Annotated in this window: 19 protein-coding genes and 2 tRNA genes; 13 read left to right on the forward strand and 8 right to left on the reverse strand. The window is 35.6% G+C overall.

Going from position 1 to position 26,033, the window contains the following annotated elements; translation table 11 throughout:
- Positions 1-51 precede the first annotated feature (51 nt).
- Complete coding sequence (locus ABVM53_RS05035) at positions 52-819, forward strand: S24 family peptidase (protein ID WP_405330165.1); 768 nt, start codon at positions 52-54, stop codon at positions 817-819.
- Positions 820-871: 52 nt separating this feature from the next.
- Here ABVM53_RS05035 and ABVM53_RS05040 read toward each other — a convergent pair whose 3' ends face one another.
- Together ABVM53_RS05040 and ABVM53_RS05045 are read right to left on the reverse strand one after the other, a co-directional pair.
- On the reverse strand, positions 872-1,111 hold the full coding sequence (locus ABVM53_RS05040) for a hypothetical protein (protein ID WP_405330168.1): 240 nt from the start codon (positions 1,109-1,111) through the stop codon (positions 872-874).
- A 10-nt stretch (positions 1,112-1,121) separates the two neighbouring features.
- Positions 1,122-1,343 (reverse strand): hypothetical protein, encoded by a 222-nt coding sequence (locus tag ABVM53_RS05045; RefSeq protein WP_371457730.1) that lies wholly within the window; start codon positions 1,341-1,343, stop codon positions 1,122-1,124.
- 154 nt (positions 1,344-1,497) lie between these two features.
- Here ABVM53_RS05045 and ABVM53_RS05050 point away from each other — a divergent pair, with 154 nt between their 5' ends.
- On the forward strand, positions 1,498-2,154 hold the full coding sequence (locus ABVM53_RS05050; protein ID WP_405330171.1) for a DUF2461 domain-containing protein: 657 nt from the start codon (positions 1,498-1,500) through the stop codon (positions 2,152-2,154).
- On the opposite strand, the gene ABVM53_RS05055 is transcribed toward ABVM53_RS05050, so the two are convergent.
- The gene (locus tag ABVM53_RS05055) at positions 2,136-3,377 is read right to left on the reverse strand and encodes a 3-deoxy-D-manno-octulosonic acid transferase (RefSeq protein ID WP_405330174.1); all 1,242 of its coding nucleotides are present in this window, start codon (positions 3,375-3,377) and stop codon (positions 2,136-2,138) included. The two genes, ABVM53_RS05050 and ABVM53_RS05055, sit on opposite strands and share 19 nt — an antisense overlap.
- Positions 3,378-3,563: 186 nt before the next feature.
- Between ABVM53_RS05055 and ABVM53_RS05060 the strand changes: the two genes are divergently transcribed.
- Complete coding sequence (locus ABVM53_RS05060) at positions 3,564-4,694, forward strand: DegT/DnrJ/EryC1/StrS family aminotransferase (protein ID WP_405330177.1); 1,131 nt, start codon at positions 3,564-3,566, stop codon at positions 4,692-4,694.
- 70 nt (positions 4,695-4,764) lie between these two features.
- On the opposite strand, the gene ABVM53_RS05065 is transcribed toward ABVM53_RS05060, so the two are convergent.
- Positions 4,765-5,322, reverse strand: coding sequence for a nitroreductase (locus ABVM53_RS05065; RefSeq protein ID WP_405330180.1), 558 nt, complete (start codon positions 5,320-5,322; stop codon positions 4,765-4,767).
- Between the two features lie 261 nt (positions 5,323-5,583).
- Between ABVM53_RS05065 and ABVM53_RS05070 the strand changes: the two genes are divergently transcribed.
- Positions 5,584-7,533, forward strand: coding sequence for an OmpA family protein (locus ABVM53_RS05070; RefSeq protein ID WP_405330183.1), 1,950 nt, complete (start codon positions 5,584-5,586; stop codon positions 7,531-7,533).
- A gap of 65 nt (positions 7,534-7,598) precedes the next feature.
- On the opposite strand, the gene ABVM53_RS05075 is transcribed toward ABVM53_RS05070, so the two are convergent.
- On the reverse strand, positions 7,599-10,265 hold the full coding sequence (locus tag ABVM53_RS05075; RefSeq protein WP_405330185.1) for an AsmA-like C-terminal region-containing protein: 2,667 nt from the start codon (positions 10,263-10,265) through the stop codon (positions 7,599-7,601).
- Between the two features lie 8 nt (positions 10,266-10,273).
- Positions 10,274-10,975 (reverse strand): queuosine precursor transporter, encoded by a 702-nt coding sequence (locus ABVM53_RS05080; protein ID WP_405330848.1) that lies wholly within the window; start codon positions 10,973-10,975, stop codon positions 10,274-10,276.
- A 145-nt stretch (positions 10,976-11,120) separates the two neighbouring features.
- Between ABVM53_RS05080 and folK the strand changes: the two genes are divergently transcribed.
- The gene (folK, locus tag ABVM53_RS05085; RefSeq protein ID WP_405330849.1) at positions 11,121-12,230 is read left to right on the forward strand and encodes a 2-amino-4-hydroxy-6-hydroxymethyldihydropteridine diphosphokinase; all 1,110 of its coding nucleotides are present in this window, start codon (positions 11,121-11,123) and stop codon (positions 12,228-12,230) included.
- A gap of 8 nt (positions 12,231-12,238) precedes the next feature.
- Here folK and ABVM53_RS05090 read toward each other — a convergent pair whose 3' ends face one another.
- Both ABVM53_RS05090 and ABVM53_RS05095 read right to left on the reverse strand, forming a co-directional pair.
- Positions 12,239-12,370 (reverse strand): tetrahydromethanopterin S-methyltransferase subunit G, encoded by a 132-nt coding sequence (locus ABVM53_RS05090; protein WP_206633804.1) that lies wholly within the window; start codon positions 12,368-12,370, stop codon positions 12,239-12,241.
- Positions 12,371-12,494: 124 nt separating this feature from the next.
- On the reverse strand, positions 12,495-13,034 hold the full coding sequence (locus ABVM53_RS05095) for an RNA methyltransferase (protein ID WP_371457738.1): 540 nt from the start codon (positions 13,032-13,034) through the stop codon (positions 12,495-12,497).
- A 170-nt stretch (positions 13,035-13,204) separates the two neighbouring features.
- On the opposite strand from ABVM53_RS05095, the gene mutS reads away from it, so the two are divergent.
- The 8 genes from mutS to dnaE all read left to right on the forward strand — a co-directional run bounded on the left by mutS (position 13,205) and on the right by dnaE (position 25,177).
- Positions 13,205-15,826 (forward strand): DNA mismatch repair protein MutS, encoded by a 2,622-nt coding sequence (gene mutS, locus ABVM53_RS05100; RefSeq protein WP_405330188.1) that lies wholly within the window; start codon positions 13,205-13,207, stop codon positions 15,824-15,826.
- 91 nt (positions 15,827-15,917) lie between these two features.
- A tRNA-Gly gene (locus ABVM53_RS05105) sits at positions 15,918-15,989 on the forward strand.
- A gap of 44 nt (positions 15,990-16,033) precedes the next feature.
- Positions 16,034-16,117, forward strand: a tRNA-Leu gene (locus ABVM53_RS05110).
- 124 nt (positions 16,118-16,241) lie between these two features.
- Complete coding sequence (locus tag ABVM53_RS05115; protein ID WP_405330191.1) at positions 16,242-16,841, forward strand: hypothetical protein; 600 nt, start codon at positions 16,242-16,244, stop codon at positions 16,839-16,841.
- Between the two features lie 78 nt (positions 16,842-16,919).
- Entirely contained in the window at positions 16,920-19,358 is a 2,439-nt protein-coding gene (locus ABVM53_RS05120) for a zinc-dependent metalloprotease (RefSeq protein ID WP_405330194.1), read from the forward strand.
- A gap of 208 nt (positions 19,359-19,566) precedes the next feature.
- Complete coding sequence (locus ABVM53_RS05125) at positions 19,567-20,013, forward strand: PA2169 family four-helix-bundle protein (protein ID WP_128758110.1); 447 nt, start codon at positions 19,567-19,569, stop codon at positions 20,011-20,013.
- Between the two features lie 136 nt (positions 20,014-20,149).
- The gene (locus tag ABVM53_RS05130) at positions 20,150-20,596 is read left to right on the forward strand and encodes a PA2169 family four-helix-bundle protein (protein ID WP_128758109.1); all 447 of its coding nucleotides are present in this window, start codon (positions 20,150-20,152) and stop codon (positions 20,594-20,596) included.
- 198 nt (positions 20,597-20,794) lie between these two features.
- Positions 20,795-25,177, forward strand: a complete 4,383-nt coding sequence (gene dnaE, locus ABVM53_RS05135) for a DNA polymerase III subunit alpha (protein WP_405330199.1) — start codon at positions 20,795-20,797, stop codon at positions 25,175-25,177.
- Positions 25,178-26,033: the final 856 nt, after the last annotated feature.

Here is a 26,033-nt window from a genome sequence, read left to right on the forward strand (position 1 = left end):
TTTTTCCGAACTTTAATTAGGATATTTTCCAAATAATAGTACATTTACAATATGGGAATCAATGATGTAACAGGCGATGTACGCCGCTTCAAACAAATACGTGAAGAACAGAATCTAACGCAAACCGAATTTGCGGAGGCGTTAGGTATTAAAAATTCTACAGCAGATATAGAGCGAGGACGCACCAAACTTTCTGGTCAAATTGTAACCGAGCTTTTACGACTATACAATATCAATCCGCTCTGGCTTTTTGGGTATAGTAATCAGAAATTGCTTCACGCTGGTAAAGGTGATGTAAGTCCTAAAGTAGTTACCGTAGATATCAATGACAATGAAAATCTGGTAATGGTTAATCAAAAAGCCGCTGCCGGTTATCCACACAATGTTCAAGATGTAGATTGGTATCAACAATTGCCCGCTTTTGACTTACCACTTCCGCAATACCGAAACGCTACATATAGAGGTTTTCAAATAGAAGGAGATAGTATGATGCCTAATTTTATGCCTGAAGATTGGGTATTAGGAAAAGCTACTGTAAATATGGGTGAAGCAACAAATAATAAAGTATATGTTGTTGTATTGCCTGATGCTGTAGTTGTGAAAAAACTTCAGAAACTTCCAGATCCTTCAAAAGTTTTATTAATATCACTTAATCAGGAATATCATCCTTTTGAAGTACAGGTAAGTGATATACAAGAACTCTGGCAGGTGAATAGTAAGCTTACTTTTCATTTAGACGCACCATCAGAGAGTAATCTTCTTAGAGAATTACAACAAGGAATGCTAGATTTAAAAAATCAAATGCGCACTTTAAAATAAAAAAAAGCCACACATATTATGTGTGGCTTTTTTATTTTAAAGCATTTAAGATTTAGTTATCGTTGTCAACTTTAATCTTTGAGTCGCCGTCTGCGTCTTCTTTTATTTTAACCTCTTTTGTTTCTGACTCCATTTTCAGTTTGTAGTCACCATCATCATCGACAGTTTCTTCGATAACCGCCCCATCTTCTTTCATTTCTTCTACAAGTTTTTCTTTTTCTGTCTTCTCACGACAAGAAGTGAATGAAAGTGTTGCTACTAAAAGAATTGATAATAATCCTAAATTTTTCATAGTATATAAATTAATTATCGTCACCGATTGTTTCTATTTTTTGGTCAATCTCTTTATTCACTTCGTTATCTACTTTTTTTGCTGTACGCTCTAATATGCCTTCGCGATCGCTAGATGTATTTTCCACCTGCACTTCTTTTACGACAACAGTTTCTTTTTCTTCTGCCTCTCTACAAGAAACCGAATTAAAAGCTATAAAACTTAAAGCAAAAATTGTGATTACATTTTTCATAATATACTCATTTGGTTGAACTAACAAATCTACTCTCTTTAACAACAGTCACTTTTTTATTTCACTTAAATGATTGCCAACATCTCTAAATTTTCAGTTAAATGTTAATAAATAATAACGCGAAATTTCTGACACTGTTATATTTGCCAAAAAAATGAACTTCAACAAACTATATACATTTTTAAGAGAACTTCAGAAAAACAATTCTAAAGAATGGATGGATGCAAATCGTAATTATTATTACGAGGTACGGGATTCTTATATAAGTTGGCTCGATAAAATGGACATCAGATTAGCAGAAGTTGATCCCAATTACACCCACACAACCGGAAAACAAGCCATCAATCGTATTAATAATAATTTACTTTATCATCCTAATAAACCTATTTACAAAGATCATTTTGGTGCAGGATTGGATCAAGAGACTAAACAGGGGGATTTTTATATTCATCTAGGCACTACCGAAAGTTTTATAGCTGGCGGTTTCTATAAACCAAAATCCTCTGTCCTAAAAAGTATAAGGCAAGCAATAGATTATAATGGAGATGAATTTCTGGAAATCATAAACAAACCTAGCTTTAAAAAAATATTTGGCAACTTAGTAGATGATGGTGATAGTTTAAAGACTTCACCAAAGGGATATAGTCAGGAGCATAGATATATTAAACTTTTACGTAAAAAGACATTTGCTGTACAACATGATCTCACCCAGAAAATTGTAACAGCACCCGATTTTGAAGATAAAGTAATTGAAATATATAAAGAAATGCTCCCCTTTAGATCTTACTTAAATCAAGCAGTAAGTGTTTGATCTAAATAACTCATAATAGTCTCTGTCGCACCTGTATTTTTTGACACATATTCTCCTGCTATAGCTCCAGTTTTAATTCTGAATTGGGAGTCAAATACAAACTTATTTAAAATAATATGTACATCTGTTTTGTCTTTGACCGTAGAAAGACCAGACAATTGTTGTAGTTCGATAGCCTCAGGAAAATGATCTATATGGGTTCCTGTAACTATGGGTAAATTAAATGTAGCAGGCTCGAGAACATTATGCAATCCCGTTGTCCCTACTGCACCACCTACATATGCAACATCTGCATAACTGTAAATTTTATTTAGCAAACCTATAGTATCTATAATTAAAACATCTATATCCTTTAAATCATACAATTCCTTTTCAGAGTAATTAACTACAGACACATCTAGTTGTTTTTTTAACTCTTCAATCTTTTCAGAATTAATCTTATGAGGAGCTATTATGATTTTTATATCGTGCTTCTCATTTATAAAGTCAATTAATAAATCTTCATCATCTTTCCATGTGCTTCCACACACTAACATTAATTTATCTTGTTTAAAATCTTCAACAAATTTTAAACTATTATCATAATTAAGCTGTCTACTTACACGGTCAAATCGTGTATCTCCACTTACAATTGCGGTAGTAAAACCTAGTTGACCCAGATTCTCAAGTGACTCCACATTTTGCAAAAAGAAATAATTAAAAGCATTAAGTGACTTCTGCATCCACTTTCCATAAGATTTGAAAAAAGGTTGACTTAATCTAAAAACACCAGAAACTAATACAGTATGAATCTCTTGTTTATGAAGCTCCTGAAGAAAATTAGGCCAAAACTCGTATTTCACAAAAATGGCAAGTTTCGGTTTTAATATTTTCAAAAACTGCTTAGCATTTCGTCTAGTATCTAACGGTAAATAAGTTACATACGCAGCTAAAGGAGTATCTTTTTTTATATTATATCCAGAAGGTGAAAAAAACGTTAGGACTATTTTATAAGTTGGGTATTTTTCTTGAAGCTCTTCTAGTACAGGCACCACTTGTTCATACTCCCCTAAAGATGCTGCGTGAACCCATATATAATCTGCACTTGAATCAATATTCTGGCTCAATTGTGCAAAAACATCTTTTCTAACCGTATAAAATTCTTTTAACTTCGGAATAAACAACCCTATAAAAGGAAGGATCCTCTGAAATACACTAATTAAGAAAGAATAGATATGCTGCATAACGTGCAAAAATAGCGTTTTACGCCAAAAAAGGAATTGCTTAGCGGATTGTTATTTTGTATTTTTGCTAACCAGAAAAGCAACCGATTTTAGATAATAGTCATCTTAATTATTTTATAGATTTAATGCTAAAGCATTATCTGTAACCTTGATAATCATCGTGCTTTTTTTGCTGAATAAAAATCTATGAGAAAAATTCAAATGGTTGACCTTAAAGGTCAATACGAACCTATAAAAGAGCAAGTAAACCGCTCTATTCAAGAAGTAATAGACACAACTGCATTTATTAATGGTCCCGAAGTTCATTCTTTTCAAAAAGAACTTGAAGAGTACTTAGGCGTAAAACACGTAATCCCTTGTGCAAACGGTACAGATGCACTTCAGATTGCGATGATGGGACTTGGCCTAAAACCTGGTGATGAAGTTATTACAGCAGATTTTACATTTGCAGCAACCGTAGAGGTAATCGCATTATTGCAACTTACTCCGGTACTTGTAGATGTAAATCCACACGGTTTTAATATTGATGTAGATGCAATTCGACGTGCTATTACTCCAAAAACAAAAGCCATCGTGCCAGTCCATCTTTTTGGTCAGGTAGCCGATATGGATGCCACAATGGAAATCGCTGAAGAGCATAATCTATATGTAATAGAGGATAATGCTCAGGCAATTGGTGCAAATTACACTCGAAAAGATGGCACTACTGTAAAAACCGGAGCCATTGGACACGTAGGGAGCACATCATTTTTTCCATCAAAAAATTTAGGTTGTTATGGTGATGGCGGAGCCATTTTCACTAATGACGATGATCTTGCTCATACCATTAGAGGGATTGTAAATCACGGTATGTATGAACGTTACCATCACGACGTGGTAGGTGTAAATTCTAGATTAGATTCTATACAAGCTGCAGTATTACGCGCAAAATTACCCTTACTCGATAGTTATAATTCTAAAAGAAGAGAGGCTGCCAGAAAGTATTCTCAAAAATTATCACATCACGACAAGATCACAGTCCCTATGATTTGCGATGTTTGTGACTGTCACGTATTTCATCAATACACATTGAGATTAAAAAATTCTGATCGTGATGCGTTAGTTAAGCATTTAAATGCAAATGATATCCCATGTGGAGTGTATTACCCAATTCCACTTCACAAACAAAAGGCATATGCAGATTCACGTTACAATGAAGCAGATTTTCCTGTAACAAATATGCTTGTTGAAGAGGTTATATCGCTACCTATGCATACAGAGTTAGATGATGAACAAATAGATTATATCACTAAAACTATTCTAGATTTTCTAGACTAGTTGATAGAATTTTAAAATGCAAAACCCGGAAAGTACTTTCCGGGTTTTTGCATTTTATCAACACCAAGTTTTACTTCCAGGTGATTTTATCTTCAATAGGAGTACGCACACCTTCATTTGCAGGCCCGCTAAAAGAACCCACGTAGAAAAATCCAAGGCAGCGCTCCCCTGCACTTAATTGTAGTTCATCTGATAGTTCTGAGATAAATCCTGGAGAACTCCAGTAACCACCAAGACCTAATTCTCCTGCAGTTAACCACATATTTTGAACAGCCATAGCCACTGCTGCAATTTCTTCCCACTCTGGTATACGTGCTTTAGGATCACGTTGCATGCAAATTGCGATAACCGCTCCACTTTGCATCACCTTCTCAATGCTCTTATTCAATTTTAATTCTGAAAAATTTTCTGGAGTAGTTGTTTTTGTATACCCCGACCTTAATATTTCAGTAAGAAGCTCAAGAGCGTCATCTTTAAAAATTTTAAATCTCCAAGGTTCGGTTTTAGCATGGTTAGGCGCCCAATTTGCAGCCTCAAGTAAGGTTACTATTTTATCTTTAGAAATAGGTTCTGCATTAAACTGATTAGGAAACACAGATCTCCGACTTTTTATTTTATCTAGTATCATAATTTAATTTTAAGCAAATATAAGATAGATATCAAACGAGAAATTAATCTGTTTATTTATTAATTATATTTATAAAAGTTGATTTTTTTAACTCTTTTACTACTAAACTACTATCGCATTAAATATCTGAAAAACAGTTAAAACACCCCGATTAAAATAGCTTTGTAATAGTATATTTGACTGGTATAATTTTAGTTATATTTAACCCCTCCTAAGTCCCCCGATTAAATTTTTAAAAAACTCAGTCATATGCGAGTTAGAATGAAACAGTTATTTACCCTGGCGGTACTTTTTGCAATGCCCTATTGTTTTTTTGGGCAGGATAAGGAATTAAGCAAAGCAGACAAAAAATTTGAGAGCTACGCCTTTATAGATGCTCAAAAAATTTATTTGAGACTAGCTAATGAGGGGTATGAGTCTGAAGAGTTATTTCAAAAACTCGGAGATTCATATTATTTCAATGCTAAATATGAAGAAAGTGCTAAATGGTTTGATAAGTTATTTAATAAATACCCCGAAACTATAACTCCTGAGTATGTTTTTAGGTATGCTCAATCATTAAAAGCACTTCAGCAGTACGATAAATCTGATGAGATGATGAAAGAATTTCGTCGTCTCAAAGGAGGTGATTCGCGTGCTGAACTTTTTAATAAAGAACCCGACTATCTTGAAGAGATAAGCTACAGTGATAGTGAATATGAGGTTGAAAATCTAAGAAGAACAAATTCGCGCTATTCAGATTTTGGACCTATGATTTATGAGAATAAACTTATTTTCTCGTCCTCCAGAGATACCGGAACGGGTAAAAAATATATTCACACCTGGAATAACGAACCCTTTTTAGATTTTTATCAAGCACCTATAGATATTGAAACGGGTGATCTTGGAAAAGTAGAAAAATTTGCTGAAAGTATAAATACACGCTTTCATGAGTCTTCTCCATCATTTACCGCAGATGGAAATACAATGTATTTTACACGTAATAACTTTAGCCAAGGTGTAAAACGAGCAGATAAAAGCGGAACTATACGCTTGAAGATTTTTAAATCTGTAAAGCAGAATGGTTCCTGGAGTACTCCCAAAGAATTACCATTTAACGATGACAATTATTCGGTATCACACCCATCGCTAAGTCCTGATAATAGAAAATTATATTTCGCCTCAGATATGCCAGGCAGCGAGGGATTGTCTGATATCTGGGTGGTTGACATTTTAGGAGATAATGAGTACAGCGAACCTAAAAACCTCGGACCTATCATTAATACGGAAGGCCGAGAAAATTTTCCTTATATCAGTAAAAAAGGAAATCTTTATTTCTCATCAGATGGCCGTCCTGGCTTAGGTGGTTTAGACATTTATGTAGTTGCTACTAAAAAAAATGGTGATGTTGCGTATGTAATTAATTTAGGGAAGCCTATTAATAGTCCGCAGGATGATTTTGGATTTATCGTTGATGAATATAACAACACCGGATATTTTTCTACCAATAGATATTTTGGTATGGGAAGTGACGATATTTTCAAATTTTCAAGAACGCCGGTACCCCTACCCGTTTGTGAAGTCGCAGTTACCGGGATCGTAAAAGACAAGTTAACTTTATTACCCATTCCTACGGCAACCGTAAGTGTGGTAGATCTAAATGGGAAGACAATAGAAACCACGACAGTAGATGCACAAGGTAGATATTCCTTAAACCCATTGTGTGATCAGGAGATACTTATTAGAGCAGAAGAACCTAATTATTATGCTGCAGAACAGTTGATAACAACTCCTAAAGCAAATGGAGATTCTATGGTAGTTGATTTACTATTAGAGCCTAGAATTACAAAAATTAATCAAGGAGATGATTTAGCCAAACTGCTGAAACTAAATCCTATATATTTTGATTTTGACCGCTTCAATATACGTCCTGATGCCGCAATAGAGCTCGTTAAAGTTCTTGCCGTAATGGAAACCAATCCTAGCCTTGTAATTGAAGTAAGATCCCATACAGACAGCCGCGGAAATGACAGTTACAACCTAAGCCTGTCTGATAAACGCGCACGTTCTACCGCAGAATATATTATAAGTAGAGGAATTGATGCCAGTAGAATTTCGGGTAAAGGCTTCGGAGAAACCGAATTAATAAATGACTGTGGTAATAATTCTGATTGTACAGAAGAGCAACACCAATTAAACAGAAGGTCAGAATTTATAGTGATAAGCTTCTAACCTTATTAATAAGTACAAATAAAAAAAGCACCCAATGGGTGCTTTTTTATGCAATATAGAATCACTTAATTATTTCCGGTTTTAGTAGTATCTGCAGCTTTAGACTTTTTACCAAATAAACCTCCCAGAACATCTTTGACCACCGTTGTGGTAGTGGGTTTAGTCACAACTGAATCTTTTGGTTTATTAACAGTCGCTGATGTATCTTGAGCTGTCTTTTTACCACCTAGCAAACCTCCTAGAACATCTTTAATTTTATCTTCACCCTGCTGTTGAAGTTTTCCTTTTTGAGTTGCTACAATTTGCTGAGTAAGGCTTGTAACTGCTTGTTGCATATTTACATTTACTTGCGGACTTGTAAAACTTCCCGATAAGTTTACCGGTAAATCTACTGTGTACTTATCTAAATCGGTATTGCTTAGACTTGACAATGTACTCCCGATTTTTGAACCAAAGAAAGTACCCGGTACTTTTAAATTTAATACGTAATTAATTGTATTCTCAAGACTATGTGTTCCGCTAACACCTACGTTGATGCCCTTCACATTAAAATCAAATGGCTTTACCGTTACCAGACCCTCATTAAAACTCAGTTGGGTTTTTAAATTACTAAGGTCTATACTTTGAAGATTAATAAAATCTAATTTTCCATCCAGTGCATTAAGTAATTTCATTTTTTCAGGATCAACTTTCACCGTAAGTAATTGAGCAAGTGCATTACCACCTAAAGAAGAAAGAACGGGAGTTAAATCATCAGACAAGTTTCCTTTTAGACTTATTGTCGTATTCAATGCACCCTGTAGTGCCTTTGCAATAGGCGCAAATTGCTGAAGCATTTCTAAACCTTCAAAAGATTTACTTATATCCACACTTTTAAGATTGAGATCCATCCCAAAGGTTGGCGTTGCATTTTTTGTACTTACATTTCCCTGCAATGCGATTGCTCCTCCAAAAATATCTGACTGAACATTATTTAAGCTAGCTGTCTCATCTTTAATGGTAATATTCCCTTTTACATTAGAAAGAGTAATATTATCATAAAGAACTTTTCCGGCAGAAAAATCTATTCCTGCATCTAAAAATGATGGGATTTTTATTGATGCCTGTTTAGAAGTTGCTGTTTTAGTTTTAGCTTCTGCAGAAGTGGTAGTTTCGGTTTCTATCACGCTAAAATCACTTAAACTGATTGTTTGAGAATTAACTGAAAAACGCCCTTTTAAATCTTGCTTAGAAAGCAAAAATGGGATCAGATTTTCAATGGTACCTTTTGCAGACAGATCTGTCTTACCTGTTTGTGCAGTCAAGTTCTCGAGGGTAATTGTTCCTGGATTAAACTTCACATTAGCCGCTGCAATATTAAGCGGATTAGGCAACTCTGGAGATACGTATTTAAAATCTTTTAAATTTGCAGTACCGCTACTTTTGATATTTTGATACTGCTCTTTATCTACACTTTCCATATCAAAATTGGCGGTCATATCTACGGTAAGCATTCCGTTTAGGTCTTGATCGAGTTCCAGTGGATAAGCCTTTTCAAGATTGGCCAGATTCAACCTTCCTTTTAAAGCCAAATCAATTAACGGATCTGTGGTTAAACGATCTATTCGCCCTTTTGCATTAAAGACATCCTGATCTATTCTAAGATTTAAATTGCCCAAACGCAAGTAAGTGTCTTCAACAATTCCGGTTTCATTTAAAATCTGCATATCAATTACAATATCTTCTACCGTCTTAGGCAAATCAGGATATTTAAAAGAGGCATTGTTTGATTTCACTTGAATATCCAATTGAGGAATATGCGTTTCATCTACAATACCATTAATTTTTCCGTTTACAGTAAAATTACCGGTAGTGGTTACACCATCAAGATTTTTTGCATAGACTTCAGGAATTACAGCCAAGAAATTTTTAAAATCACTTGAGGGTGTCTCAAAAGCAAGAGCTAGTTCATTATTGGTTTCATTTATTTGTACAAAACCAGAAAAAACCAGAGGTAATTGATTCACAAGCAATTCGTTTTCTTTAAACGTATATCGCTGATCTGGTAAATTCATCTCGATAAGCGCATCTAATTTTATCTTATTATTATTAAGATAATTAACGCCATCAAAATTGAATGAAGCTAAGGCTTCCGTTTTAGTATCTAAATTTGAGACAGCTGCAGAAAAGTCACCCGTCCCCTCGTGATTAACCTCACTAAGCCTTAAATAAGTTTTAGTGCTTTCATCTAAATAATTTATCCGAGAATCATTCAGCTCATAATGCTGAATATCAAATTTAAAACTCCCGCTATTGTCTGCTATAGTATCTTGCTCTGGCGTGTCGCTTTCTTTAGCAATATCATAATTAGCGTTACCTAAACTATCTACCTTAATATTTATAAGAGCTCTGTTCAATTTTATCGCATCTAATGCAATAGGATTTCCTGATGAAGTTTTGAATAGCTGCATAACTCCCATATCAAGTTGAAGTAACTCACCGCTGGCTAAAGTATCTCCTGCAAAAGGCTCTTTATTTACAATACTGAAATTTTTTACCTGCACCGCAGCATCTGGAAAACTTGAAAATAATGTGAGATCAAAATCTTCCCAAGCCACAGTGGCATTAATATTTTCGTTTATAGATCGTTTTAACAAATCTTCTAACTGGCTCTTAAATAAAAACGGAGCTGCAATGAGAGCCACGATCAAAACGACCAATGTGATTCCTACTATTTTAAATATCTTTTTCATAATGTGTTCTAAATTTTTTCTTCTTGTTGAAACCTATCAATTTCTGAACCTAATTCTTGATTAGGCGCAAGATTAAATCGCTTCCTAAATATATAAACGCCTAAATACATAAATGGCGTATCACAAAGTGCAATAAGTACTTTAAATAAAAAACCACTCAATAACAAAGCACTAAATCTCTCCCATTCAATTTTTCCAAAACTACACAGTAACAGTAATACTGTTATCGTATCTAAAAACTGACTAAAAAAAGTTGAGAAATTATTACGTAGCCATAAATGTTTACCTCGAGTCAAGCGCTTCCAAAAATGGTAAAGTTGAATATCTATATACTGAGCAAATAAATAAGCCAGCATAGAGGCAAGAACTGCAACGGCTGTAGCTCCAAACACCGTATTAAACAAAGCATCATTTACCGGAGACCAGGCAGTTGCCGGTACCGCAGCAGAAGTATAGACAATAAGTAATGAAAAAAGCGAAGCGAAAATACCTGCTGTCACGACTTGGTTAGCCTTCTTTTTACCATAAATCTCACTTAATAAATCGGTAATTAGAAATGTTATGGGATACGGCAAAATACCTACAGAAATTTCAAAACGATATAATCCAAAAAAATCCCAATAAAAAAACTTTTGAAAAATAAGGTTAGAAACCACCAGAGAACAAATAAATAACGCTCCCAAAATAAAATAAATACGGTAAGCTGCCATTGCATCTCTTTGGCTTATTGAGGCTTGCGTCAAACTCTTGAATTTATTAGGTTCTAGTGGCCAAAATTAGCAGAATGTACATCGCTTTTACTTAAATTGCTCTTAAATTATTTAACATTACAGACTCATTAAAGCGCTACAAAACATACTCTTATCTCTAGGAAGCAATCAAGGAAATTCATTTGAAAATCTCCAAAATGCCATCGATGAGATATTTCTAAAAATTGGAAGTGTTTCACAAATATCTCCAGTTTATAAAACCAAGTCCTGGGGATTTGAAGGTGAAGATTTTCTCAATTGTGTTATTGCTATTCAAACCCGCCTAGCAGGTGAGACTGTTATTGACCTTATCTTAGAAATTGAAGCAGCTCTTGGACGCACGCGTTCTACAGACTCAAATTACACAAATCGTATAATAGACATCGATATTCTATTTTATGGCGATAAGATTTACAATTCCCAAAAGCTAGAAGTACCACATCCCAGATTGCATCTTCGCAATTTTGTTTTGTTTCCTCTTAATGATGTAGCGACATCATACGAACATCCTATCTTAAAAAAAGAAATAGGCCAGTTACTGAAAGAAACTACAGATAAAGAATCACCCGAAAAGCAACAGAGGTGGCTTAAGAATCCGCAAGAAGTCTACAATTTAAGCGCTTACAATTATATCGCAATTGAAGGTAATATAGGAGCTGGTAAAACCACATTGGCAACAATGATTTCTGAAGATTTTAATGCTAAGCTTATTTTGGAACGTTTTAAAGACAATCCCTTTCTTCCTAAATTTTACGAAGATCAATCTCGCTACGCATTTCCATTAGAAATGTCTTTTTTAGCAGATCGCTATCAACAACTACTGGATGATATAGGCCAATATGATTTGTTTAAAGATTTTATGATAGGAGATTATGATTGCTATAAATCGCTAATATTCGCAAACATAACTCTTACAGAAGAAGAATATAGCCTTTATAAAAAATTGCACGGCATTATGTACAGAGAGATCGCCAGACCTGATCTGTATGTATATCTATATCAAAATCCGGAGCGTTTACTAGAAAACATTAAAAAGAGAGGAAGAACTTTTGAGCAGGATATTTCAGAAAATTATCTTCTGAAAATAAATAAGGGCTATCTGAATATGATGAAAAACAGTAGCCCTGATAAAATTAAAATAATTGATATTTCTGAGCTCGATTTTGTTCAAAACAGAGCGGATTATTTATCGATTTTAAATCAGATAAATAGCTAGTTTATTTATTAGTAATAAATAAAACTTAACAAGGCGATCATAAAAGCCAGACCAATTACTATTCCTAGCATTACTCCTAGCTTGCGCCCATCTTTTGCACCTTTTTCATAGGATGCATAATCAAAATTTTTAACGTTCATTATGTTGGGATTTTATTAAGTCGGTAACGCAAAAATGACATAATAAATTTCAAACATCGATGAGTTTAGGAAAGTATTAATATAATTTTATATTCTTTAACAATTTGTATTTCTAATAATAATATTAATTACCTTTATTCATCTTTGACCACAAATCCCATAAAACGATACCCGCACTTACTGAAATATTAAAAGAGTGCTTTGTTCCTACCTGCGGAATTTCAATAACAACATCAGATACATCGATCACGCTCTGTTTTACACCTTTAACTTCATTACCAAAAATTATTGCAAGTTTAGAACCGGCCACATACTCAAACTTGTCAAGCATAACTGAGTTCTCGGCTTGCTCAATTGAGGCGATTTTGAAATTCATCGATTTTAACTCTGCTATTGCGTCTAGTGTATTCTCAAAATATTTCCAGCTTACGGTTTCGGTAGCTCCTAGTGCAGTTTTGGTGATTTCTTTATTGGGTGGTTGCGCACAAATGCCGCACAAATAAACAGCTTCAATAAGAAAAGCATCAGACGTTCTAAAAACAGAACCAATATTATTGAGACTTCTAATATTATCCAAAACAATAATTATGGGAGTTTTCTCAGCCTTAATAAATTCGTCAACAGACTTACGATCCAGTTCGCTATTCTTCAATTTTCTATTCATTCAGCAAAAATACATTTTCAACAAATTTATGATTTAAACTATCTTATAAAGTTTGAGAATTGAATGTAATTGTTGAAAAAAACAAATAACATTTAGTCTGCATATAGGCACATCGAGCTGATATTCTATAAATTTATCCTCGCTAAGATTTAACACGGCAAATACGCTATATGGCTAAGAAAAAAGAGAAAACTGTCACTCCTTTAATGAAGCAATACAATGGGATAAAGACAAAATATCCTGATGCTTTACTATTGTTTAGAGTAGGTGATTTTTATGAAACATTTGGGGAAGATGCGGTTAAAGCTGCTGGAATTCTTGGCATAATTCTCACAAACAGAAATAATGGTGGCGAGCGTACAGAGCTAGCTGGTTTCCCACATCATTCTTTAAATACGTATTTACCAAAACTAGTTAAAGCGGGTTGTAGGGTTGCTATTTGCGATCAACTAGAAGATCCTAAAACAACCAAAACTATAGTTAAAAGAGGAGTTACAGAATTAGTAACTCCGGGGGTTGCTTTAAACGACGAAGTTTTAAATGCGAAAACTAACAATTTTTTAGGTGCATTACATTTTGGAAAGCGCCTTATAGGTCTTTCATTTTTAGATGTTTCTACCGGTGAGTTTTTAACAACCCAAGGAGATATCGCTTATATTGATAAGTTGCTTCAGAATTTTAATCCTAGTGAGTTATTAATTAGTAAAAGCAATAAAACTGATTTCAAAGACAGCTTCGGAACCGATTTTCATATTTTCTACCAAGAAGATTGGGTTTTTAAAATTGATTTTGCAAGAGAAAGTCTTAATAAACATTTTAATACCAAGTCTCTAAAAGGTTTTGGTATAGAAGATATAGATGAAGGAATTATCGCTGCAGGTGCTGCCCTTCACTATTTGAGTGAAACACAACATCATAAATTACAGCATATTTCAAGAATAGGTCGTATTGCAGAGGATGCATATGTCTGGATGGATCGTTTTACCATTCGTAACCTAGAACTCTATCAAGGCACCTCAGCTAAGTCGATAACTTTATTAGACGTAATCGACAAAACGATATCGCCTATGGGCGGTCGTTTACTTAAACGCTGGCTGGCACTACCGTTAAAGTCAATTGCACCAATACAGGAGCGCCATGAAGTTGTAGAATACATCTTAAAAAAACCTGATTTTTATAATAAGCTTTCTCAACACATTAAGAAAATAGGCGACGTTGAGCGTTTAATTTCAAAAGTAGCCACAGGAAAAGTTACTCCACGAGAGATAATTCAGCTTAAGAATTCTCTAGAGGCTATGGTTCCTATAAAAACATTAGCTCAAAATTCAGAAAATGAAGCTCTTCAGATTTTAGCTGAAAAAATAAATAATTTAGACCATTTAAGAGCTAAGATTAAAGAGACTCTCACCGAGGAAGCACCTGTGAATGTTCTTAAAGGAAATACAATTGCAACAGGTTTTCACGAAGAATTAGATGAGCTAAGAGGTCTTGCAACTTCAGGTAAAAATTATCTAGATAAAATGCTCGCCAGAGAAACCGAGCAAACCGGGATTACCTCTTTAAAGATAGCTTCAAATAATGTTTTTGGTTATTATATTGAAGTTCGTAATACCCATAAAGATAAAGTTCCTGATACCTGGATACGCAAACAAACATTAGTTAATGCAGAACGCTACATAACAGAAGAACTCAAAGAATATGAAGCAAAAATATTAGGAGCAGAAGAGCGTATTTTAGCTATTGAACAGCAACTTTTTAACCAACTAGTTACGTGGATCACACAGTTTATAGATCCCGTACAAACAAATGCTACTACTATTGCGCAACTGGATTGTCTTAGATCATTTACTTGTCTTGCTAAAGAAAATGATTACGCAAGACCTACGATCGACGAGACTTTTGAGTTAGAAATAACTAATGGGCGACATCCGGTTATAGAAAAGCAATTACCACTGGGAGAAGCGTATATAGCAAATGACACCTACTTAGATCGCGATAAACAGCAAATGATAATGATTACCGGTCCCAATATGTCTGGTAAATCTGCAATATTAAGGCAAACCGCACTTATTGTTTTACTGGCTCAAATAGGAAGTTTTGTTCCGGCAAGCGCGGCACGCATAGGTCTAGTAGATCGAATTTTTACGCGTGTGGGAGCAAGTGATAACATCTCGATGGGCGAATCTACTTTTATGGTAGAGATGAATGAAACAGCGAGTATTCTTAATAATATTTCAGACAGAAGTTTGGTCTTACTAGATGAGATAGGTCGCGGTACCAGCACCTATGATGGAATCTCAATTGCCTGGGCGATAAGTGAATACCTTCACGAGCATCCTGCAAGACCAAAAACATTATTTGCCACCCATTATCATGAGCTTAACGATATGGGTGAAACATTTCTACGTATAAAAAACTTCAATGTTTCAGTTAAGGAGTTAAAGGATAATGTTTTATTTCTTAGAAAATTAATTCCAGGAGGTAGTGCGCATAGTTTTGGTATACACGTTGCTAAAATGGCAGGAATGCCTCAGCAGGTATTGCATCGAGCAAACAAAATGCTTCAGAAATTAGAAAATTCTAGCCGCAAGGAAGAAAACCAAAAGGTTTTAATTGAAAATAGTGAAGACGAAATGCAGTTAAGCTTTTTTAACCTTGACGATCCGTTACTTGAAGAAATCAAAGAGGAAATACTTCATATTGACATAGATACGCTCACCCCAGTAGAAGCTTTAATGAAATTAAATGAGATTAAAAGAATGCTTGTAAGAAGCAAAAAAAATAAGGCTTGATAAAAGTTTTATTTTTTTTTGAAAATTGCTTTGTAGATTGAAGAATTCTTGTAAATTTGCATCCGCATTAAGCGAGACAGTTTAATGAATTGCGAAAGTAGCTCAGGGGTAGAGCATCACCTTGCCAAGGTGAGGGTCGCGGGTTCAAATCCCGTCTTTCGCTCTAAAACCGCACTATTTTTGAATAGTGTTTAATTGAAAGCCCACGCTCGGGTGGTGGAATTGGTAGACACGTTGGACTTAAAATCCAATGAACATTAGTTCGTACGGGTTCAAGTCCCGTCCCGAGTACAAAGCCTCCCAAAGGGAGGCTTTTTTATTAAAAGCCGATGCTATATTGGCTAATTTTGAAGTAACTTCAAAACTCCCCTACATAATAGCGCTATTTTTTTTACTTTAAAAAATTGACTCCATTATGCTTTCTAAGTTTTTTAAAAGATCAAAATCTAATGATAACGGTCTTAAACATAACGTTTTATTCGCTCCTAACTATCTTGTAAAATCTCAAAAATTTAAAGATAGAACCGAGTATATTATGGGCGGTCATTCTATAATTAGTATTGATCAAACAGATGGTGAGAATACGGGCCTCTATTTTAATGCTACGCGTACTTATAGCGCCAATAAAATAAGCCTCACAGATGATGATTCTCTGCGTCTTGGATTTCAATCTATTTTAAAAGATCATTTTTTAACTCTGGGCACACGCAAAGATCTTGTACCAACACAAGTAGGCGACACCCTTAAAATAGATTTTAAAGATGGCACTACTCTAACATTTGTTCTGGAAAATTGTTCTGAAATTGCAAAACAAAATAAAGGATATGCTTGTAATCTACGAACGCGTATCTCTGAAGATGAAATAGCTTTTTTCACCACAAAACTTATAAACTCCTATACTTTTGGCTTTGCAGAAACTGGAAAAGAATATAAAAAGTCATTAAACCCAGATTCAAAAAGAAAATTTAGAGAAGCAGCGCAATCGTTTTTGTTTATTCTGAAAAACTACTATTAATAAGAATTCAAATTTTCAATAATTTTTTGAGTTAAGATTTAGTAATGATTCTGTAAATTATGCATCTAAAATTAAACGATGCTAAAAAAACTCGCACTACTACCCTTACTCTGTGTTTTACTCTATGGCTGCAAATCTCAAAAGCTTACTAATAAAGCTTCCGCAGGTACCGAAACCACAGAAAAAAATGACTCAAAAATTAAGCCTTACGATAAGGTAATTACAAAAGAAGCACTTACAGATAAAGGGCTTTTCACAACTCATACCATTGATGAAAAGCTCTATTTTGAAATCCCAGATTCTTTACTGGGTAAAGATTTACTTCTGGTAAGTCGCATTGCTAAAGTTCCTTCAGGATTTGGTGGTGGATATGTAAATGCAGGCTCTAAAGTAAATGAGCAAGTAATTCGCTGGTCTAAACGTGGAAATTTTATTGACCTAAAAGTTATCAGTTTTGAAAATCAAAGTGATGAAAGCAATCCTATTTCAAAATCTGTAGAAGCAAATAATTTCTTCCCTATTCTTTTTAGTGCTCCTATTGCGACAAAAAGTAAAGATTCTGTAAGTACTGTTATTGAAGTAACCGACCTTTTCACAAAGGACATCGATGCTATCAACGGGGTATCATCAAGATTACGCAAAGAATACAAAATCAAAAAACTAGATGCATCGCGTACTTATATAGAATCTGCAGCTTCTTTTCCTAATAATGTTGAGGTGAAGCACGTGATGACCTATGACACAGAAGAGCCGCCAGAACGTGATCAAGCCGGGACATTAACATTATTGATGAATCAATCAATGGTTTTATTACCAGAAGATAAAATGCTTCCTAGATTAGCAGACGAGCGTGTTGGCTGGTTTACTTCTAAAAAATATAATTATGACTCCGAGCAGTTAAAGGCAGATGATTATAGAATTATACGTCGCTGGAAACTTGTTCCTAAAGATATTGAGGCTTATAAGAGAGGAGAACTGGTAGAACCGGTAAAACCTATTATTTATTACCTGGATCCTGCTACTCCACTTAAATGGAGACCTTATTTTAAACAAGGTATAGAAGACTGGAACAAAGCTTTTGAAGTTGCCGGTTTTAAAAACGCCGTGATTGCAAAAGACCCACCTACAAAAGAAGAAGACCCAGAATTTAGCCCTGAAGACGTGCGTTACTCGGTAATTCGGTACGTAGCAAGCACTACCCGTAATGCTGTAGGACCTTCTGTTTCAGACCCACGAACTGGAGAAATTATAGAAAGTGATGTGATATGGTATCACAATCATTTGCGCTCTTATCGCAATCGTTTCATGATAGAGGCGGGAGCACAAAACCCTGCTGCACGTACGCTAGAAACGCCAGAGAAAGAGATAGGAGAAATGATGCGTATGGTTATAGCTCACGAAGTAGGGCACGCATTAGGCCTACCACATAATATGAAAGCTAGTTCGGCGTATCCTACAGATTCACTACGTGTAGCTTCATTTACTCAAAAATACGGTCTAACTCCATCAATTATGGATTATGCTCGTGTTAACTATGTAGCTCAACCAGGAGATGATGGCGTTCGCTACATACGTATGATGGGACCTTATGATCTGTATGCTATTAACTGGGGTTACAGATATATCCCAGAAGCAAAAACTTCTATTGAGGAGAAACCTACTCTTGACAAGTGGATTCTGGAAAAAGCAGGAAATCCTTGGTATGAATTCGGAAGCTCTAATGGTATAGACCCACATTCTCAAACTGAGAGTTTAGGAGATGACAATATTAAAGCAAGTACTTACGGACTAGCAAATTTGAAAAAAGTTGTTCCTAATCTAATAGACTGGACAACTAAGAATGGTTATGGTTATGCAGATCTTCAAGAAGTTTACAAAGAACTTAACTACCTGTGGCGCGGCTATATTAATCATGTGATTACTAATGTAGGTGGTGTGTATGAAACCATCAAGACCGCAGATCAGGATGGAGTTGTTTACACACAAGTACCGCAGGCCATTCAAAAACAAGCTGTAACCTTTTTAAATGAAAATGCATTTACTACACCAGAATGGTTGCTAGATGCTAATATATTAGACCGAATAGAATCAGACGGCGCCATCGATCAAGTGAAAAGTGTTCAAACCTACGCCCTTAGTAACTTACTATCAGACAAACGTCTTTCGAGAATGGTTGAACTCGATGAGAAGAATGGTAATGATTCGTATTCACCGGTTACATTTATGAGCGACTTGAGAAAAGGAATTTTCAAAGAACTTTATCAAGGAAATCAAACTGATGCCTACCGTAGAAATTTACAGCGCAAATATGTTGACATCGCTACCTCTTATTTAAATGAATTAGAAGATGGGGAACAAGATATTTTAATTTCAGACATTCTACCTTTAATGCGCGGTGAACTAACTCAATTAAGAGCGGATCTTAGTTCACGTAAAAACAATTCTAGAGATACTTTAACCCGTTATCACTATGCAGATTTAATTGCTCGTATTGACGTTGCATTTAAACGCGATTAAAATATAATCTATACACTATCATAAAGTGAGTATAACGCTTCATCATTACGATGGAGCGTTATTTTTTTAACAAAAATCTTCCTAACTACGGTGTTAAAATCACTTAAATGCGGTTAAAACCTGTTAATTCTAAAAATCCTGAATTATAACTTTTTAAATTGAAGTGTGTTTAGATATAAAATCTACCACATCAACTAAAAAAATCATTATGAGTTATACAGAAGAAATGGGCAAAAAGCTCAACGAATTACTAGAAAAAAATTACGATGCTGAAGCTGGTTACAAAAATGCTGCAGAGAAAGTAGCTAACCCTGCTTTAAAGAACTATTTACTTAGTAGAGCGCAGGATCGTTACGATTTTGGCCACGAACTAAAAGAAGAATTAAGACAAATGGGACAAGAACCAGATAAGGGTACTAGCCTTGCAGGTGATGCACACCGTTTGTGGATGGATTTAAAGACCGCTTTATCATCAGATAAGGATGAAGCAGTTCTAGAGGAAGCAATACGCGGAGAAAAAACAGCTCTTGAGGAATATAATGAGATCATCAAAAATGGTGAATTACCATTATCTACAACAAATATAATCGCAAAGCAACGCGATAGCGTGCAAAATGCACTTGTAGATGCAAAAGGTCTAGAAACACTAGCATAAATTATTATTGAGGTTAATCTGTTTTCAATAGTTTCTAATTAGAAATTAAAATTCAGATTAACCTCATCTTATTTTAGATGTTATCGAAACACATCTAATGAAAATCAAAGTTTCGCTAATTTAAAGAAGAAAGAAGATGAAGTTTACTGAAGAAATTACGAAAAAACTAAACGAATTACTTACCAAGAATTATGATGCCGAAGCTGGTTATAAACTAGCCTCTGATGCTGCAGAGAATGGCCCGTTAAAAGAATATTTTAATCGTCAAGCTAAGCAGCGATATGATTTTGGACATCATATTAAAAATGAAATCAAATCTTACGGTCAAGACCCAGATAAAGGTACGAGCGTAGCAGGAGATATTCACAGAGCGTGGATGAATTTAAAATCTACGGTTTCTAGTAATAGTGATGAAGCAATTTTAAAAGAAGCAATACGTGGTGAAAATAATGCTGTAGAAGAGTATCAAAATATTCTAAGCGAGCCGCACTTACCACCTACTACAGAAGCTATATTATCGACACAATTAAAAGCTATTAAAAGCGCCATTAAAGAAGTGGAAGCTTTCAAAATAATGGCATAATATAAAATTCTATTTATTTGAATTAGCCAATTTAAAATAAATAATTAAATCCCCTTGAGAATTTCTCAAGGGGATTTTTTTGGTACATCAAGGTTATCAACAACCCAAAAGTTAACTTTTGAAAGCCTCTCTTTTTCACTAATTTTAAACTTTTCAGATTTTCCACTCCCGAGAAAATTAACCCAAAGAGAACCAGAGATGTACCTAATTTTTGACACAGAGACTACCGGTTTACCTAAGAACTGGAATGCACCCATCACCGATTCTGACAATTGGCCCCGTGCAATACAAATTGCGTGGCAGCTACATGACGATATGGGAAACTGTATTGAACACGAGGATTATTTAATACGCCCAGATGGTTTTGACATCCCATTTGATGCAGAACGTATACACGGTATTTCTACAGAATTAGCACAACGCGACGGTTTAGCTTTAGGAGAGGTTTTAGGAAAATTTAAAGCCGCTTTAGACAAAACAAAATTTGTTGTCGGTCAGAATGTAGGCTTTGATGTAAATATTATGGGAGCAGAATTTCATCGGTTAGATGTTACAAATTTGCTTCAGGATTTACCTGTTTTAGATACCTGTACTGAAACCACTGCACAACTGTGTCAAATACCCGGTGGACGTGGAGGAAAATTTAAATTACCTACTCTTACAGAACTTCATCTCTACTTATTCAATAAGCCATTTTCTGAGGCGCACAATGCAACTGCTGATGTAGAAGCAACTACGCGATGCTTTTTTGAGCTTGTGCGCAGGCGCATATTTACTCAAGAAGAATTAGATGTCCCGGCTGGTTATTTTGAAAATTTTTCGGAGGCAAATCCGCAACCTATTCAATTTATAGGCCTTAAACATATAAACCTCAAGAAAGCTTCCGAAGAAATACGGAAAACGCTTCAGAAAGTTGATCAGGCAGATATTTCTAAAGAAGAAATTAAAGAGAATAAGAAACAGCTTGCCAAAGTAGATTTTGTGCATTTGCACAATCATTCTCAATTCTCAATTCTTCAATCAACTTCTAGTGTACAAGATCTGGTAAATGCTGCAAAAAAACAGCAAATGCCAGCAGTTGCTATAAGTGATATGGGCAATATGATGGGAGCCTTTCATTTTGTTAAAGCAATAACTAATCATAACAAAGGAGCTCTAGCAAAAAATGAAGAGCTTGTTGCAGCGGGAGAAGAACCTACAGAAACAGTTATCAAACCTATTGTAGGAATTGAGCTCAATGTATGCCTTGATCACACAAATAAAAGTCAGAAAGATAACGGATACCAAATCGTGTTTTTAGCCAAAAATAAAAACGGCTATCACAATCTTGCAAAAATGGCATCGCTAGCTTATACAGATGGTTTCTATTATGTTCCTCGTATAGACCGCAAAATTGTGGAGCGTTATAAAGAAGATCTTATTGTACTCACCGGTAATCTATATGGCGAGGTTCCCAGCAAAATTTTAAATGTAGGTGAAAAACAAGCAGAGGAAGCTTTAATCTGGTGGAAAGAAACTTTTGCAGATGACCTCTATATTGAAATTATGCGTCACGGTCAAGAAGATGAGGACCGTGTAAACCAGACATTAGTTGAATTTTCAAAAAAACACGATGTAAAATTAGTTGCTACAAACAATACCTTTTATATCGAGAAAGAAGACGCCTCTGCGCACGATATTCTGTTGTGCGTAAAAGACGGTGAGAAGGTTGCAACACCAAAGGGGAGAGGCCGTGGTTATCGCTTTGGTCTGGATAATGAAGAGTATTATTTTAAGACTGCCGAAGAAATGAAGGCGCTGTTTACAGACCTTCCTGAAGCGATAAGTAACGTAAGTGAGGTTGTAGATAAGATTGAAGCCTTTGTATTAGCGCGTGATGTATTATTACCTGCATTTACAATCCCCGAAGAGTTTAGATTTGAAGAAGACAAACTGGACGGTGGTAAACGTGGAGAAAATAAATTTCTAAAGCACATCACATTTGAAGGTGCAAAAAAACGGTATCCAGATTTAACTCCTGAAATTGAGGAGCGACTTAATTTTGAGCTTAGTGTAATTGAAAACACAGGATACCCTGGATATTTCTTGATCGTAGAAGATTTTATACGCGAAGCACGAAATATGGATGTTTCTGTAGGTCCGGGACGGGGTTCTGCTGCAGGTTCTGCAGTTGCCTATTGCTTGGGAATTACCAATATAGATCCTATAAAATACGATTTGCTTTTTGAGCGTTTCTTAAATCCAGATCGTGTGAGTATGCCCGATATTGATATCGATTTTGATGACGAGGGACGAAGCCGCGTAATGGATTATGTTATCAATAAATATGGAGCAAATCAAGTAGCGCAGATTATCACCTACGGTACAATGGCAGCTAAATCTTCTATTAGAGATACTGCTCGTGTACTGGATCTTCCATTAGGAGATGCAGATCGCATTTCTAAACTTATCCCCAATATGTCTAAACTGGCCAAAATTTTTGGTCAAAGTGAAGTAGATCTTAAAAAGAAATTCCGTTCTGACGATCTCGTAAAAGTAAACGAACTATTAAATCTTGCTGAAGGGGATGACCTCGAAGGCCAGACACTTCGCCGCGCAAGACAGCTAGAAGGCTCGGTACGTAACACAGGTATTCACGCCTGTGGGGTAATCATCACGCCAGATGATATTACAAATTTTGTTCCCGTATCTACAGCAAAAGATTCCGATTTATATGTAACTCAATTTGATAACTCTGTCGTTGAAGAAGCCGGGCTATTAAAAATGGACTTCTTAGGTCTAAAGACCCTTACCCTTATAAAAGATACTGTTAAGCTCGTAAAGCATAAACATGGGATTGATCTTGATCCAGACAATTTCCCATTAGATGATGCAAAAACCTACGAACTCTTTCAACGAGGCGATACGGTAGGGATATTTCAGTATGAATCTCCCGGAATGCAAAAGCATATGCAGGCTCTTAAACCTACGGTTTTTGAAGATCTTATTGCGATGAATGCGCTCTATAGACCTGGTCCTATGGAGTATATCCCAAGTTTTATTGCCCGTAAACACGGAGATGAGGAAATACAATATGATTTGCCTGCTATGCAGGAATATCTAGAAGAAACCTATGGGATTACTGTTTATCAAGAGCAGGTGATGCTCTTATCACAGAGTCTTGCAGGGTTTAGTAAAGGTGATGCCGATGTTTTGCGTAAAGCAATGGGTAAAAAGATATTTGCTCTGCTTGAAAAACTAAAACCTCAATTTCTGGATGGTGGTGAGAAAAATGGTCATCCGAGACCTATATTAGAGAAAATATGGAAAGATTGGGAAGCTTTTGCTGCATATGCATTTAACAAATCGCACTCTACTTGTTATGCATGGATTGCTTACCAGACAGCTTATTGTAAAGCCCACTACCCTGCCGAATATATGGCTGCGGTACTGTCAAACAACATGAATGACATTAAGCAAGTAACTTTCTTTATGGAAGAATGTAAGCGGATGGGACTGGAAGTATTAGGACCTGATGTAAACGAATCGTTTAGAAAGTTTACGGTAAATGATCGCGGCGCCGTTCGTTTTGGAATGGGTGCCGTTAAGGGTGTGGGTGCAAATGCCGTACAAACAATTGTAGACAACCGTAAAGATGGACCGTATCGGTCAGTATTTGATCTTGCTAAACGTATAGATCTACGCGCTGCAAACAAAAAAGCTTTTGAAAGTCTTGCTCTCGCTGGTGGTATGGATAGTTTTACGACTACACACCGGGCACAATATTTTAAAGATGAAGGAGATGGTGTCACTTTCTTAGAAAAAGCGGTGAAATATGGCGCTAAATTTCAAGAGAATGAAAACTCTTCGCAGGTGAGTCTTTTTGGCGATGCCAGTGATGTGCAAATTCCAGAACCTGTAGTTCCTCCTTGCGAAGAATGGGGTACTATGGAGAAGTTAAGAAGAGAAAAAGAAGTGGTAGGTATTTATATTAGTGGACATCCGCTTGATGACTTTCAAATGGAAATGACCAACTTCTGTAATGGAAAAATTAAAGATTTTAACAATCTCGACAATCACTTAAACCGGGAATTAACGATAGGTGGTGTCATATCTGATGTGCAACACCGCGTTTCTAAAAACGGAAAAGGCTGGGCAATGTTTACTGTAGAAGATTTTGAAGAGTCTTTTGAGTTTAGAATGTTTGGAGAAGAGTATCTTAAATTTAGACACTTTTTAATCCCAAACTCATTTATACACATGCGTGTTTTTGTTAAAGAAGGTTGGGTAAACCGTGATACAGGTAAAAAAGGCGATCCGCGTTTACAGTTTAATAACTTTATGCAACTGCAAGACGTGATGGAAACCTTTAGTAAAAAGCTCACTATAAATCTGGATCTAAAAGAGGTGCAGAGCAGTCGTATTGATGAGTTACGGGAGACGTTGTTTAATCATCGCGGGGATCACAACCTGCATTTTTACGTTTTTGAGTCTGATGAGAAAATAGCACTACAAATGCCTAGCCGTAAGAAGAAAGTAAAAATAAGTAGCGAGTTATTAAATGAACTCAAAGCACAACGGTTTAATTTTAAACTTAATTAGGTGCCTTTTATGTAATTAGATTTATAAGTTGGGCGTTACCCTGGCGGGTCGGGCTATTCGCTGCAATCTGCTTGTTTGCAAAGGCAACAAGCAGGATTTACGCTGCTATCCCTAACGCTAAACCCTTTTCTGTAAATAGACATCTAGACAAAAAGATTAGAAATGCTAATAGCTCATTTATACTTATAAAATAACCTGAAGCGCTAAAAACTAACCCAAGAAAAAGCAAGAATACCGCGTGAGGGATAGCAATGAAAAGCCCACAGCGAGGAACGAGCGCGGACTTGCAATGTATAGCCCGACCCTTGTGGTCACGCCCTAAAAGATATCATTACTCCAATCTCACTAATGCTCCAAAATTTCTTGAAGTATATAAAATGGAATCACATTATTAAGTTGGGCGTTACCCTGACGGGTCGGGCTATTCTCTGCAATCTGCTTGTTTGCAAAGGCAACAAGCAGGATTTACGCTGCTATCCCTAACGCAAAAAAACTTTTCTGTAAATAGACATCTACTCAAAAAAATTAAAAAAGCTAATAGCTCAATAGTATTCACAAAAAAAATTGAAGTTTTTAAAACAAATCCTAGTAGAAAAGTAAGAGTAACGCGTGAGGGATAGCAATGAAAAGCCCACAGCGAGGAACGAGCGCGGACTTGCAATGTATAGCCCGACCCTTGTGGTCACGCCCAGAAAATATTATTACTCCTATCTCACTACTGCTTTAAAAAAATTCTGAAGCATTTAAAAAAATAAGATGACATTAATTAGTTGGGCGTTACCCTGGCAAGTCGGGCTTTTCGCTGCAATCTGCTTGTTTGCAAAAGCAATAATCAGGATTTACGCTGCTATCCCTA

Origin of the sequence: Leeuwenhoekiella sp. LLG6367-2.1 (assembly GCF_045055775.1) — a bacterium.
GTDB classification, from domain to species: domain Bacteria; phylum Bacteroidota; class Bacteroidia; order Flavobacteriales; family Flavobacteriaceae; genus Leeuwenhoekiella; species Leeuwenhoekiella aequorea.